The following is a 13,071-nucleotide window of genomic DNA, read 5'->3' as shown; positions in this document are numbered from 1 at the left end:
GGAGGTGGATTCGGAAAACTACATCGACTTATGAGAGCTCAGCCTACTCACAAAAGTTCTGACCATTAAACCTAAAGCAATTCCCAGAGGATTTTGACTTCGTGACATTTGTCGCCGACGAGGCTGGCTTAGACGGTATAGTTCGAGTAGCTGCTCGTTCTTTGTGCTTAGTCCGATGACTCAACTGAGGGCTCAGATGCTGCCTCGTAGCTGGAGCCGGCTTAGAAGTGCGCAGCGGTTGCAACAATTTCTGGCTTGTGGACGGCAAAGTAACCCCCGATTTGTCTGGTCGGACGTCTGTTTCCACAGAAGGTTCGAGTTTGGCTATCGACGGGCCAATTATCATATCCCCTCCCCCTGTTGGAGGAAGAGATCCATACGCGGGATTTAGGGGAAAATCCTTAGTATATTGCGGCGTATGGCGGGTGACGTAGGAGATCACATCATATCCGGTAACATAGCCATCGCCGTTTCGACTGCCTTCGTCAAACGCCCCCACCAGCAGAGCGCTGAATATTCCGGATGGGACCTCCTCCCGCTCGTTGCCAGCTGTGAGAAATTGTCGAACATGCTTCTTTACGGTCTCGCCAAAGATATAGCCCATAGCGTTCGGTGGTGGTGGTAAACCAAGAGTCGAGATGATGCCGCCGGCATTACAAGCTTCAAGGGCAAAGAAGGCATGTTTAAGGGTCATTGCCGAAGCAATTTCAGTTAACCGGGAAATTGGAATTGCTGACCTGTAAAATGCCTGTTGATCGACGTTAGGGTCTGCCGCGTCAATGGGCACCAAAAAAGTCCGAGGTCCCTCGTCATCGTCGACCGTCCCTAACGCGGTTCCGTGGCCGAAATAGTAAAAAAAGAGACGCGCTCCATTTCTGTAGCCGATATTTGAAAGTATTTCGTTCAGCGTAGTTTGGAATTGCTCGCCCTTCAGGTCGCGCCAAACCAAAACGTGATAGCCCCGTAATTCGAGAGCTCTCTTGATGAGGGCAGTGCTTCGCTCTCCTTGCGTGATTGGCGGTGACCAACCATTGGAATAATGCTCTTCTACAAAAAGAACGGCGTAACTCTCATCATATATCTTTCGGTCAACTCCGGACGAATCCCTGATAATTAACGATGTCGACCGATTGCTCTTGGTCTCATATGTAGGAGCGGTGCTCCATTTCGCCTCAGTGTCACCTGCGCCAGTAGTATAGCGCGTGTTCATAATTATGAACAGTAATGACAATATAATTACAGACCCATAGGATCTGGATTTATACATCACGGAGACCTTTCTCCGTGCGAATGGATACGAGTTCTAAGTTATTGTGGATACCCAAGGATTTCAAACTGAAGGTATGCAGGCCTGCCTGGTTGAATTGATTTCCGCCAAGGACATCAACGTGATTCGGTTGGTGAGGAGTCGCGCCATCGAAGAAAGCAACGTGTCCATGGGCTGGATCCGACTTGTCGGTAAAAACGGCTACGTCGCCACGGCGCGCCTCAGTGGGCGGCCAAACGTCTGCTTTGTTCCAAACTTCCGTACCCCATCCCCCATTTCTAACAAATGATTGAGAACCTGAGTCGTTTGTGCCTGCGAACTTTGGGGAGGCATTCTGCAGACACCAGTTCACAAATGCAGAGCACCAGGGTGTCTTGTCGCCAACCGGTTGAGTATTGGTTGATAGAAAGAAAAGAACAATCAACGGGTTCGCAACAGTAGGATGTGCGGGGTTTGGCTCTGGCCAGGCGGTTTGAAATTTCGCCGGAAGTGAGGTAACAAAATATTTTGCGATACTGTATGGATTTCGAGCTTTGGATGCTTGATCAAGTTGCTGGTGCGCTTCCTGCCAAAGAGGGGAGGAAGGTGGCAGAAGAATTCGGCCAAGCGTGATCGGGTTTCGAGTATTGATAGTTTTGGCGAGCACAGACGACCAGGTCTCATCGTCCGCGCGAGCGGATGCGATCGCTGCCAAGGCTAACCCGGATTGCGCGATAAACGAGCGACGTGTCCACATGGTTGTCCTCCGACACAACTGCAGGGGCAAATCAAAGCGGTAGTTGCACGCGAAAGAGATCGCTATCTGGCGCGAGCAGCGCCAAGCGGTACTATATGGCATTTCACAACTTTAGAAAATCGAGTTGACCGCACGAGGTCTGTCTTGTGTTGGCGTCGGTCGACTAGGTGCTGAGCACTTCGCCGGTGTCCGGTGTCTAGGCCGCACATTTGCCATTCGTTGTGATGAGCGAACTACCGGTGTATATCTCACATAGAGGGGTTATCGGAGTTTTCCATGCCTCGGTTTAAGTTGTATGCAGTTGCGGCCCTATTTCTTGCGATGCTCGTTCCTGTATCCGCTCAGGAAACGTTGCAAAGTAAAATGCGAGGGCATTCCATTGTTGTGCAGTATACCGAGAAGATTTATAAGGGACGGCATACAATAGTGTTGGTTTGGACGCAGGCGATATACGTATCATCACAAGGTAGGCTTTTTGCTCACTCTAGCCTCGATGGGAACACGCCTCGCGGGCCGCGTCACGAACACATCGACATAACACCTGGATCAGATAATTCTGGTGGGTCTACTCCATTCAAATGGACTAGAAATGGATTGGAGCGAGAATGGGATGATCACCACGGCGGATCAATCCACCAGACGATTGAAATTGCACAGTCGAACGGGAGCTTTAGTTGTAGGATGTCGATAGTCCACTCCCGGTTTAGTACAGACAGCGCTCACCAAATTTGCAAGGTTGTCAGAGGCAATCCGCTCGGAGGAATATAACACCTCAAGCGAGCTGGCGAGATTTTAGACTAGGAGGCTGCACGGGCTTCGCGCATCTGGGGCGCCGGCTCGCTCGGCCAGCACGATGCTTCCGCGTCTGGGCATTGCCTCCCTGGCGATCGGCCTGATGACGCGGCCGCTGACCTTGCTCGGCCTCGAGGACGACGGTGCGCGCAGCCTTGGCGTGCCAATTGGCATCTACCGCTTCGCCGGGCTCGGCATGGCCGTGGCTCTCATTGCCTTCGTCATCGCGGCCGTCGGCGTCATCGGTTTCGTCGGCCTTGCGGCCGCCGCGCTCGCCCGTATCGGCGGCGCGCGCCGGCTTGGTCAGCGGCTGGTCATGGCGCCGCTGCTCGGCGCTGGGCTGCTATGGGCCGCCGATCAGGCGGTGCAACTGGCGACCGGCCCGCAGGGCGACCTGTTGCCGACCGGCGCCATGACAGCGCTGCTCGGCGCGCCGCTGCTGCTGTGGCTGCTGCCGCGCCTCAGCCTCGGCGCCGAATTTCCGCTGCTCGCCGCGGAGCGCCTGCCCAGGATACGGCGCCCTGGCACCCTGCTGGCGGCGATCGGCCTTGCCTTGTTTGTGGTTCTGGTGCTTGCCCTGTTTTGCGGACCCGGGCCGGGCGGGTGGAGCTTTTCCTTCGGTGATCAATTGCGGCCCTTGCTGTCCTGGCGCTGGCCGCGCGTGCTTGCGGCGCTTTCCGCCGGCGCCATGCTGGCGCTTGCCGGGCTGATAATGCAGCGTCTGACCGGCAATCCGATGGCGAGCCCGGAGGTGCTGGGCATCAGCGCCGGTGCCGCGCTCGGCATGGTGGTGGCGATGTTTGCCGTCTCCGACCCGGGTCGTCCCGCGCAGACCGCGGCTGCCGCCATAGGCGCCTTCGCCACCTTGCTTGCCGTTCTCGCCATCGGCCGCCGTGCCGCCTACGCGCCGGAGCGGCTGCTGCTTGCCGGCGTCGCGCTGACGGCGCTGTTCGACGCGCTGATCCTGGTGCTCACCGCCACCGGCGACCCGCGCGCCATGCTGCTCATCAACTGGCTGACCGGCTCGACCTATGGCGTCGATCAAGGCTCGGCCGTGCTGACCGCGTCGGTCGCGCTTTGCCTTTTGCTGACGACGCCGCTGTTCGTCCGCTGGCTCGACATGCTGCCGCTGGGTGCGCCGGCGCTGCGCTCGCTCGGCGTCGATGTGGCCCGCACCCGGCTGCTGATGCTGCTTATGGTCGCCGCGCTCACCGCCGCCGCTACCCTGATCGTCGGGCCGCTGACCTTCATCGGTCTGATGGCGCCGCATCTGGCACCGCGCCTCGGCCTTGCCCGCGCCTTGCCGCGGGCCGTCGGCGCCGTGCTTGCCGGGGCGCTGATCATGGTCCTGGCCGACTGGATCGGCCGCAGCTTGATCTTCCCGCGCCAGATCCCGGCCGGTCTCGTCGCCACGCTCATCGGCGGTCCGGTGCTGATGTGGCTATTGCGCCGCCGCTGATCGCTCGTCTCCAACAGAGACGGTCGTGTCAGCGCGCCATGCCGGCAGGGTTTTGGATGAAGTGGGCTGCTGGCCTTTGCAGGCGCGAGCAGCGCGGGGAAGTCACGGCTCCGGCGGAGCGCTCAGCCGCCGGTAAGGGACGCCGTCGAAGGTTGCCGTCACGAAACTCTTGACCGACATCTTGCGCTTGCGGCCGTCGCTGCAGGCATAGACCGGCCAGCCGGCCTCGCTGCATTCGCTGGCCGCGCAGATGCGGGCAAGACAGTTGCCGATGGTCAGCCGAAAGCCGCCCTTGCCGGCGAAGCCCTGCAGCAGGCTGCCATCGGCCGAGCGCCACGTCCGCTGGCGAAACTCCGGCCGCAAGGCCGAAGGTTCGAGAGGAGTGGCGAGGTTGGCCGTGCCGGTACGCGCCATGAGCTGAAGACGGTAGCGGGCCATTCCGGTCGCATAGGCGGTCACAAGGTCGGACTCACCCGAATAAGAGGATGCCAGATCGGCGTGGTCGAGCAGATGAGCCAGGCGCTCGCCGGCTTCTGTTGGCCTCACCAGGGCAACAAGGGCGACAAAGGCCAGACAAGCGCGCACCATTTCGATTTCCAGCAGCCATGCATCTCCGGCGTGCCAGCGCCCCCGGCTGCCTTCCATACCATCCCGCCAATTGCCGCGCGGTGCAAGCTGGCGCAAGAGATAACCGGAACGCCTCAGCCGTTGGGAGAGGGCGGCAGCTCGAACAGGGTAGCGCCGTTCTCCTGTCCGCGCTCGACATAGCCGATGACCCGGAACCATTTCGCGACATCCGGTTCATGGAGCCAGCTGCGCGAGTGTATGGGCAGGTTGCCGGCCAGCGCCTGGATGTGGCGGATGTGACGCCTGCAGAAGCGAACGGTTGTCGCTCTGAAGAAGTCTTCCTGTGCGGCAAACAGCGTGTCGGCCGCGTCGCCGTGCTCATGCCAGGCGATGATGGCGACGGCCTTGTCGCCCTCGATCAGCGCATGCGCCCGGCCTTCCTTCAGGTTCATCATCAGATTGTCGTAAGCGGCCTTGCTGTCCTTGCCGGCCGCCAGGTACTCGTCCGACATTCGCTTGGACAGGCCACGGAAAACATCCTCGAGGTCTCCGACCGTCGCTGCGCGTGCTCTCATTTCTCCTCCTGACAGCCCGGCAGGCAGTTTGCCCTATCGATGGGGGATCACCAAGCAAATGAAATCCGCCATCGGCCCGATACACGCAAATGCATTTCATCTCGAGGGCCTGTCCCGCTCCGGCTTGAGATCGGGACGCCGGCGACAGATACTGGCCGCTGTCTGCACCTTCGCGCTCATATCGATCCGCACGGCAATCATGATCGACCTGATTGAACTCGTCTACGAGGCTGCCTTCGTTCCGGAGCGGTGGAACCACGTGCTCCACAAGGCGAGCGAGCTGTCGAACTCGGCCAGCGCGCAGGTTTTCTTCTTCAGCGATGACAGCCCGCCGCGCGGAACGACGCTGGACAATCTGCGGGCGTTGTTCGACGAGTTCGTCAAGGGCGATTTCTGGAAATTCTGCGACAGTGTCCAGAAGATGTGCAGCCTGCAGCCGGCAAGCTTCGTGCGCGTCGACGACTTCATGAGCTCGCAGGAGATCGAGCGCGACCCGGCCCGCATCATGCTGAGGCAATTCGGCATCGGCGCCCATCTGTGCACCGCCATCCCCATGCCGACCGGCGAGCTTGCGACATTCGTATTCCAGAAGTGGATCAAGGATGGCGGCTACGAGCATGGCGAGGTCGATCGGCTCGATGGGCTTAGGCCTCATTTGGCCAGGGCCAGCCTGGTTGCCGGGCGATTGAGGGTTGAGCGCGCGGAAGCGACGGCCTCGGCGCTCAACCTGCTCGGCCTGCCGGCCGCTGTGCTTTCGTCGAACGGGCGGGTCGTGGCGACAAACCCGCACCTGGACCGGTTGGACGCGGCGTTCCTGCCTGTGGCCCATGGCGGACTGGCGATCGCCGACCGTGACGCCAACCGGCTGTTTCAGGAGGCCGTGGGCCGATCCGGCAATGCGGTCGGGTCCATCCCCGTGCCCAAGATCGGCGACGAGGCTCCCTTCGTCATCCATCTCCTGCCGCTGCGACGCGCCGCGCACGACATCTTCGGCAATGCCGACATCCTGGTGATGGCGACGCCGGTCAAACCCAGCGCGCTCGTACCGTCGGCGAGCCTTCTCAACGCCTTGTTCGACCTGACGCCGGCGGAAGCGCGGCTTGCGACCGATCTGGCGGCCGGTCTCACGCTGGCTCAGTCCGCAAGCCGGCACGGCGTCACCGTCAAGTCCGCCCGCACCTATCTCGAGCGCGTCTTCCAGAAAACCGGCACTCACCAGCAGAGCCAGCTCGTCGCCATGCTGAAGACGATGCAGCCGCTGGTGTCGCAGGCGCAGTGATCAGCACCGTCGAGCGTGTAGTGGCCCTTCATTCGCAGCGGCCGCAGATCTTGCCGCGGGGCAGATTGCGGATTATGTCCGCACCTAATGGACACAGGTGTCCATTCAAGCTAAGTTCGCGCTGCGCGAAAGGTTGACGGGCCTTCGTCGATCCGCGGCGGAACGGAATGGATCATGGATTTTCGAGGGCGGGGCGAGTCGATTGCGTCAGCTCGATATTGCGCCACCGATATGACGTCTCGACGTTCCTTCGCGCCATTGCAATGTCGGTCACGGGATGATGCAGGCTTGAGTTCATGACAAGACATTATTCGGCGCTTTCACTCTTCAAGGAAGGCCTCGCCGGCCAGAAGGGTTGGGAGAAGGCCTGGCGCTCGCCCGAGCCGAAGCCACGCTATGACGCCATCGTCATCGGCGGTGGCGGCCATGGCCTCGCCACCGCCTATTACCTCGCCAAGAACCACGGCGTCACCAACGTGGCATTGCTCGAGAAGGGCTGGATCGGCGGCGGCAACACCGGCCGCAACACCACCGTGGTGCGCTCCAACTACTTCTATCCCGAGAGCGCGGCGATCTACGGGCTGGCCCACAGCCTCTACAAGACCCTGTCGAAGGACCTGAACTACAATGTGATGTTTTCCGCGCGCGGCATCCTCACGCTAGCACACAGCGAAGCGGCAATGGAAACCGCGGCGCGATCCGTCAACGCCATCCAGGTCAACGGCATCGACTGCGAATTGTTCTCGGTCGAGGACGTGCGCCGCGTCGTGCCGATCTACAATTTCAGCCCGGATGCCCGCTACCCGGCCTATGGCGGCACCTGGCAGCCGAGCGGCGGCACCGCGCGCCACGACGCCGTTGCCTGGGGCTACGCGCGCGCGGCAAGCCGTCTCGGCGTCGACATCATCCAGAACTGCGAGATCACCGACTTCATCATCGAGAACGGGCGCTGCCGCGGCGTCGTCACCTCGCGCGGCGCGATCCGGGCCGAGCGCACGGGAATGGCGGTGGCCGGCCATTCGTCCGTGCTGGCGGCGAAGGCGGGGTTCCGGCTGCCGGTCAATTCCTACGCGCTGCAGGCCTGCGTGTCCGAGCCGGTCAAGCCGATCCTCGACACGGTGGTGATCTCGCCGGATACGGGCGTCTATGTCAGCCAGTCGGACAAGGGCGAGCTGGTCATCGGCGGCGCGCTCGACCGCATCCCGTCCTATGGCCAGCGCGGCAACCTGCCGGTGCTGGAAGGCGTGATCGCCGGCATGCTCGACATGTACCCGATCTTCGGCCAGCTGAAGATGATGCGGCAATGGGCCGGCATCGTCGACGTGGTTCCGGATTCCTCGCCCATCATCGGCGAATCGCCGCTGCCCGGCCTCTTCCTCAATTGCGGCTGGGGCACCGGCGGCTTCAAGGCGATCCCCGCCGGCGGCACGCTGCTTGCCCATCTGCTCGCCACCGGCGGGCACCACGACATCAGCCGGCCTTTCGATCTCGACCGCTTCGCCCGCGGCCGGCTGATCGACGAGGCTGCCGGCTCCGGCATTGCCCATTGAAGGTGTAGAAAAAGATGCAGCTCTTTCCCTGCCCGTTCTGCGGGCCGCGCGAAGAAAGCGAGTTTCACTATGGCGGCGAGGCCGGCAATCTCAGGCCCGACGGCGGCGACGTGACGGCCGAGCGCTGGGCCGGCTATCTCCATATGCGCGACAATCCGAAGGGGCCGACCCGCGAGATCTGGGTGCATCTGACCTGCGGTGAGTTCTTCGCGATGAGCCGCGACAGCGTCAATCACAAGGTCTCGGGCTCTTCCGTGCTCGGCGAAGCGGAGCACGGCGCATGAGCGCGTCCCGTCTCGCCGATGGCGGCAGCGACATCGATCGCGCCCGTCCGCTGACCTTCACCTTCGACGGCAGGCGCGTCGAGGGCTTTGCCGGCGATACGATCGCCTCTGCGCTGCTCGCGAGCGGCCAGGCCGTTGTCGGCCGCAGCTTCAAATACCATCGGCCGCGCGGCATCTGGGGCTCCGGTGTGGAGGAACCCAACGCATTGGTCGATGTCGAGAGCCCCGACGGCCGCGTGCCGAATGCGCGAGCGACGACCGTGCAAGCAAGGGACGGCATCGTAGTCAAGAGCGTCAACGCGTCGCCGACGGCGCTGGCCGACCGCAACGCGGTGCTCGACCGTTTTGCCCGCTTCCTGCCCGCCGCCTTCTACTACAAGACCTTCATGTGGCCGGACTGGCACCTGTTCGAGCCGCGCATCCGCGCCATGGCCGGGCTTGGTGTCGTCGACCGCGATTGGAAGCCGCGTCAGGTCGCGGACCAGATCAACCACCATTGCGACGTCCTGGTGGTCGGCGCCGGACCGGCAGGCCTCGCCGCGGCTGCCGGCGCAGCGGCGGCCGGACACTCGGTGGTCCTGGTCGATGACCGGACGCATCCCGGCGGGTCGCTGCGCCACCGCGCGGGCGAAGTCGACGGTGTCGAGGGGGCTGCGTGGGTCGAGGCAACGGTTGCCAGGCTGAAGAGCGGCGGCCAGCTCGTGCTCACGGGAACGACCGCCTTCGGCCTCTACGATCACAACCTGATCGCGCTGAACCAGCGGCATCGCGACGGCCGGCCCGACACGCTGTGGCGCGTGCGGCCGCGACGCATCGTGCTGGCGACGGGCGCGATCGAACGGCCGGTCCCGTTCGCCAATAACGACCTTCCTGGCATACTCTCCGCCGATGCTGCACTTAGCTATCTGCGCCGCCAGGGCGTGCTTGTGGGCCGGCAGATCGTGGTCGCGACAAACAACGACAGCGCCTACGAGCCGGCTTCGGCGCTCGCCGCGGCCGGCGCCTCGGTAACGGTGGTCGATTGCCGGCACGAGCGCGGCGCGCAGGCAAGGACCGGTGTTCGCGTCCTGGCGGGGCGTTTGGTGGCAGCGGCGCGCGGGCACGATGCTGTCCAGGGCGTCTTGCTCGACGACGGCACGCGTCTCGCGGCCGATTGCGTGCTCGTCTCCGGCGGCTGGACACCCACCGTGCACCTGTTCTCGCAGGCAAAGGGCAAGCTCGCCTGGAGCGATCAGTTCGCGGCTTTCGTTCCGGGAAAGGCTGTGGGCGGGATCGGCGTGGCGGGCGCCATGGCCGGCACGGTGTCGCTTTCCGAGACCCTGGCCAGCGGCGTGACGGCTCTCGATGCGTTCGGTTCCTCGTCTTCGCCGGTGCTCCAGAGCACGGGAGCGGAAGCAACGCTGGGTGTTGTCGGCTTGTGGCCGAAGCCCAAGGGCAAGGGCCGCGTCTGGATCGACTACCAGAGCGACGTCACCGCCAAGGACGTCGAGCTTGCAGCGCGGGAGAATTTTGTCTCCGTCGAGCACCTGAAGCGCTACACCACGCTCGGCATGGCGACCGACCAGGGCAAGACGTCGAACCTGAACGGTCTGGCGCTGCTGGCCGATGTCACCGGCCGCGCCATCCCCGAGGTCGGCACCACGACCTACCGGCCGCCGTTCACGCCGGTGCCGTTTGCCAGCCTGGCGGGAGCGCGCCGGGGCAGCATGCACGCCCCGATCCGCCGCTTGCCGCTGGAGGCAAACCATCGCGCAGCAGGCGGCGTGTTCCAGGAATATGGCGGCTGGCTGAGGCCCGCCTTCTATGGAAGCGGCGAAGCCAGGGCTGCAATCCAGGAGGAAGCGCGGCGCGCCCGGCAGTCCGTCGCGCTCTTCGACGGCTCGACGCTCGGCAAGATCGAGGTCATCGGCCCGCGCGCGGCCGAATTCGTCGATTTCATCTATTACAACACCATGTCGACCCTGAAGCCTGGCCATTGCCGCTACGGCTTCATGCTGTCGGAAAATGGCGTTGTCTTCGACGACGGCGTGCTGGTTCGTCTCGATGAGCACCGCTTCATCGTCTCCTGCTCGTCGTCGCATGTCGCCGCCGTCCATGCCCGGTTGGAAGAGTGGCGGCAGGATCGTTTCGGCCGCGATGCGGTCTATATCCACAACGCCACCGCGCAACGCGCCACCTTGACCGTTTCGGGTCCGAACGCGCGCGGGCTGATGGAGGCGCTCGACCTTGGTGCCGCGCTGGACGATGCCAGCCTGCCGCACATGGCTGTGGCCGCCGGCCGCTTTGCCGGCGACGAGGTGCGCATCGTCCGGGTCTCCTTCACCGGCGACCGAAGCTACGAAATCTCCATCCGCGCCGACCGGGCCGAGGCGCTGTGGGAGCGCTTGCAGCGGGAGGGCCGCGCGTTCGACGCCGTGCTGCTAGGGCTCGAATCCCTGATGATCCTGCGCGCCGAGAAGGGCTATATCGTCATCGGCAAGGACACCGACGGCAACATCATGCCGCACGACCTGGGCGTGGCGGGACCGCGCACCAAACGTAAAGGTGAGTTCGTCGGCCGGCGCTCGCTATTCACCGAAGCGGCGAACCGAACCGATCGCAATCAGCTTGTCGGCCTGGCGGTTCGCGACGGCGAGGCGCCGCTGGCGACCGGCGCGCATGGCGTGGAGAAAAGCGCGGGCCGCCTCAGAAGCATCGGCTTCGTCACCTCCAGCTATCAAAGCCCGACCCTACGGCGCCCGGTTGCCCTGGCGCTCATCGAGCGCGGCGCCACGCGGCATGGCGAGACGATCGACGTTCAACATCTCGGCGCCGTGCGGCAGGCCACCATAGTGGCACCCTGCGCCTTCGATCCGGAAGGGAGCCGCCTGCATGCGTAATCTTGCCGAAAAATGGCCGGCAGCGCCCGACTGGACCACCGCGGTCCTGAACAAGGACGGCATCAGCGTGCGCACGTTGGGCGGGCTGAACCAGCTTCTGGTCAGCGGCGACCTGACGGCCTGGTCGCAGGCTTCCGGTCTCGCGGGTGGGGGCGTCGGAGCCGGCGCGGTTGCCGGCGGCGACAGCTACATGGTCCGGATCGCGCGCGATCGCATTCTTGCTGCGGGCGAACGGCCATTTCCCATCGCGGCCGGCTGGCACGAGGCCGGCTTCGCGGTCTCGGTCATGGATGCCGGGCTGCATGTGTTCGAGATCGAGGGGCCGGCTCTGGCCGGTCTGGTCGCCAGGGCCACGGCGCTCAATCCGGGGCAGGCAAGCCGCTCGGCCTCCATCCTCTTTGCCGGCGTCAATGTCCTTTTCTACCGGTTTGGCAACCCCGATCGTGCCCGGCTCCATGTCGATCGCGGCTTCGCGCCTTATCTGTGGGAATGGCTCGAACACGCATCAGGATTGTAGTGGCGCGGTTTCGCGTCTATCTAGCCGGCGTCTAAATCTTGGCCGGTTCGCTATGCTTTCCGATTCCAGTGCTGATGACGTCGTGCGGCGGTCCGGTCTGACCGGAAACACCAAGGTGACGCGCGATGACTGGATGAGGCTCGCGCTGGAGACGCTGATCTCCGAGGGCGTCGAGGCGGTGCGCGTGCTAGCGCTCGGGCAGAAGCTGAACGTCTCCCGGTCGAGCTTCTACTGGTATTTCAAGAGCCGCCAGGACCTGCTGGATCAGCTTCTCGACCATTGGCGCAACAACAACACCCGCTTCATCGTCGAGCAGGCCGGCCGGCCCGCCGCGTCGATAACCGAGGCCGTGCTCAATGTCTTCGAGTGCTGGCTGGATGAATCGCTGTTCAATCCGCGCCTGGATTTCGCCGTGCGCGCCTGGTCGCGCCAGTCAGCCGACGTGCATCGGATCGTGACCGAGGAGGACGATGCGCGGGTCGACGCCATCCGGGCAATGTTTTCGCGACACGGCTACGCCGACACGGAAGCCTTCGTGCGGGCTCGCGTGCTGTATTTCACGCAGATCGGCTACTACTCGCTCGAGATCGTCGAGCCGGTGAGCAACCGTCTCTTCCTGACGCCGGCCTACCTGCTCACGCACACCGGCAAGGAACCTGGCGCGGGCGAGGTCGAGGCCTTCGCCGAAAAGGTGCTGTCGCGGACCCGCAATTGAGCAAGGCGCGTCGCATCAATGGCCGGCAGACGGCTCGGCTCAGCCGGTCTTCATCGCGTTGCAGATTTCTTCGACCAGCATCGCGGCCGAAACCGAGCCGGGGTCCGGATGACCCAGCGAGCGTTCGCCGAGATGCGCGGCGCGGCCGACGGTCGCGATCATATCGCGTGTCGCTTCCGCGCCCTGGTGGGCTGCGGCGGCTATGGCATCGGCATTCTGGCCATCGATTGCCGCGTCCGCGGCCGGAGCCCAGGCATCGAGCATTGTCTTCTGTCCGGGTTCCGCCTTGCCAGGCTGGACGATGCCGTCGCGCATCGCAGCAATGACGGTCCGCAACTCGCCGCTCGGCATCGATGCGCGCGGACCCCCGGCGGCGCGCAGAAGCGCGGTCGCGTAGAGCGGTCCGGAGAAGGCACCGAAAAGGACTTTCAAATCCCCGGTCGTAAAGACC

At 63.4% G+C, this 13,071-nt stretch carries 12 protein-coding genes; 7 read left to right on the top strand and 5 right to left on the bottom strand.

Translation table 11 applies throughout. The annotated features are described in order from the left end of the window. Positions 1 to 43: 43 nt before the first annotated feature. Together RFN30_RS19780 and RFN30_RS19775 are read right to left on the bottom strand one after the other, a co-directional pair. The gene (locus tag RFN30_RS19780) at positions 44 to 1,210 is read right to left on the bottom strand and encodes a caspase family protein (RefSeq protein ID WP_320263766.1); all 1,167 of its coding nucleotides are present in this window, start codon (positions 1,208 to 1,210) and stop codon (positions 44 to 46) included. 49 nt (positions 1,211 to 1,259) lie between these two features. Then, the gene (locus RFN30_RS19775) at positions 1,260 to 2,003 is read right to left on the bottom strand and encodes a CHAP domain-containing protein (RefSeq protein ID WP_320263765.1); all 744 of its coding nucleotides are present in this window, start codon (positions 2,001 to 2,003) and stop codon (positions 1,260 to 1,262) included. Positions 2,004 to 2,856: 853 nt separating this feature from the next. Here RFN30_RS19775 and RFN30_RS19770 point away from each other — a divergent pair. Continuing rightward, a complete protein-coding gene (locus RFN30_RS19770; RefSeq protein ID WP_320263764.1) occupies positions 2,857 to 4,254 on the top strand; it encodes an iron ABC transporter permease in 1,398 nt (465 codons plus the stop codon). A gap of 102 nt (positions 4,255 to 4,356) precedes the next feature. On the opposite strand, the gene RFN30_RS19765 is transcribed toward RFN30_RS19770, so the two are convergent. After that, entirely contained in the window at positions 4,357 to 4,842 is a 486-nt protein-coding gene (locus tag RFN30_RS19765) for a hypothetical protein (protein WP_320263763.1), read from the bottom strand. A 113-nt stretch (positions 4,843 to 4,955) separates the two neighbouring features. Further along, on the bottom strand, positions 4,956 to 5,396 hold the full coding sequence (locus RFN30_RS19760) for a hypothetical protein (RefSeq protein WP_320263762.1): 441 nt from the start codon (positions 5,394 to 5,396) through the stop codon (positions 4,956 to 4,958). Positions 5,397 to 5,595: 199 nt separating this feature from the next. Between RFN30_RS19760 and RFN30_RS19755 the strand changes: the two genes are divergently transcribed. The 6 genes from RFN30_RS19755 (at position 5,596) to RFN30_RS19730 (ending at position 12,620) form a co-directional block, all read left to right on the top strand. After that, entirely contained in the window at positions 5,596 to 6,675 is a 1,080-nt protein-coding gene (locus RFN30_RS19755; protein ID WP_320263761.1) for a helix-turn-helix transcriptional regulator, read from the top strand. A gap of 296 nt (positions 6,676 to 6,971) precedes the next feature. Continuing rightward, entirely contained in the window at positions 6,972 to 8,225 is a 1,254-nt protein-coding gene (locus tag RFN30_RS19750; protein ID WP_320263760.1) for a sarcosine oxidase subunit beta family protein, read from the top strand. Between the two features lie 14 nt (positions 8,226 to 8,239). Then, on the top strand, positions 8,240 to 8,509 hold the full coding sequence (locus RFN30_RS19745) for a sarcosine oxidase subunit delta (protein ID WP_320263759.1): 270 nt from the start codon (positions 8,240 to 8,242) through the stop codon (positions 8,507 to 8,509). Beyond that, positions 8,506 to 11,388, top strand: coding sequence for a sarcosine oxidase subunit alpha family protein (locus RFN30_RS19740; protein ID WP_320263758.1), 2,883 nt, complete (start codon positions 8,506 to 8,508; stop codon positions 11,386 to 11,388). Before RFN30_RS19745 ends, RFN30_RS19740 begins: the two co-directional genes overlap by 4 nt. After that, positions 11,381 to 11,905 (top strand): hypothetical protein, encoded by a 525-nt coding sequence (locus tag RFN30_RS19735; protein WP_320263757.1) that lies wholly within the window; start codon positions 11,381 to 11,383, stop codon positions 11,903 to 11,905. The genes RFN30_RS19740 and RFN30_RS19735 overlap by 8 nt, the downstream gene beginning before the upstream one ends. Before the next feature lie 115 nt (positions 11,906 to 12,020). Next, on the top strand, positions 12,021 to 12,620 hold the full coding sequence (locus RFN30_RS19730; RefSeq protein WP_320263756.1) for a TetR/AcrR family transcriptional regulator: 600 nt from the start codon (positions 12,021 to 12,023) through the stop codon (positions 12,618 to 12,620). A gap of 39 nt (positions 12,621 to 12,659) precedes the next feature. Here RFN30_RS19730 and RFN30_RS19725 read toward each other — a convergent pair whose 3' ends face one another. Beyond that, positions 12,660 to 13,052: a DAK2 domain-containing protein gene (locus RFN30_RS19725; protein ID WP_320263755.1), complete on the bottom strand. Its 393-nt coding sequence runs from the start codon at positions 13,050 to 13,052 to the stop codon at positions 12,660 to 12,662. Positions 13,053 to 13,071 lie beyond the last annotated feature (19 nt).

This window comes from Mesorhizobium dulcispinae (assembly GCF_033977345.1).
Classification (GTDB): Bacteria; Pseudomonadota; Alphaproteobacteria; order Rhizobiales; family Rhizobiaceae; genus Mesorhizobium; species Mesorhizobium dulcispinae.
The sequence above is the reverse complement of the archived record's forward strand: the minus strand, read 5'-3'. Positions and strand labels throughout refer to the sequence as shown.

Excerpts from the sequence above, each read along its gene's own strand:
- RFN30_RS19775 (WP_320263765.1), bottom strand. The coding sequence starts at position 2,003 with ATGTGGACACGTCGCTCGTTTATCGCGCAATCCGGGTTAGCCTTGGCA.
- RFN30_RS19780 (WP_320263766.1), bottom strand. The coding sequence starts at position 1,210 with ATGAACACGCGCTATACTACTGGCGCAGGTGACACTGAGGCGAAATGG.
- RFN30_RS19765 (WP_320263763.1), bottom strand. The coding sequence starts at position 4,842 with ATGGTGCGCGCTTGTCTGGCCTTTGTCGCCCTTGTTGCCCTGGTGAGG.
- RFN30_RS19755 (WP_320263761.1), top strand. The coding sequence starts at position 5,596 with ATGATCGACCTGATTGAACTCGTCTACGAGGCTGCCTTCGTTCCGGAG.
- RFN30_RS19745 (WP_320263759.1), top strand. The coding sequence starts at position 8,240 with ATGCAGCTCTTTCCCTGCCCGTTCTGCGGGCCGCGCGAAGAAAGCGAG.
- RFN30_RS19770 (WP_320263764.1), top strand. The coding sequence starts at position 2,857 with ATGCTTCCGCGTCTGGGCATTGCCTCCCTGGCGATCGGCCTGATGACG.
- RFN30_RS19740 (WP_320263758.1), top strand. The coding sequence starts at position 8,506 with ATGAGCGCGTCCCGTCTCGCCGATGGCGGCAGCGACATCGATCGCGCC.
- RFN30_RS19760 (WP_320263762.1), bottom strand. The coding sequence starts at position 5,396 with ATGAGAGCACGCGCAGCGACGGTCGGAGACCTCGAGGATGTTTTCCGT.
- RFN30_RS19750 (WP_320263760.1), top strand. The coding sequence starts at position 6,972 with ATGACAAGACATTATTCGGCGCTTTCACTCTTCAAGGAAGGCCTCGCC.
- RFN30_RS19735 (WP_320263757.1), top strand. The coding sequence starts at position 11,381 with ATGCGTAATCTTGCCGAAAAATGGCCGGCAGCGCCCGACTGGACCACC.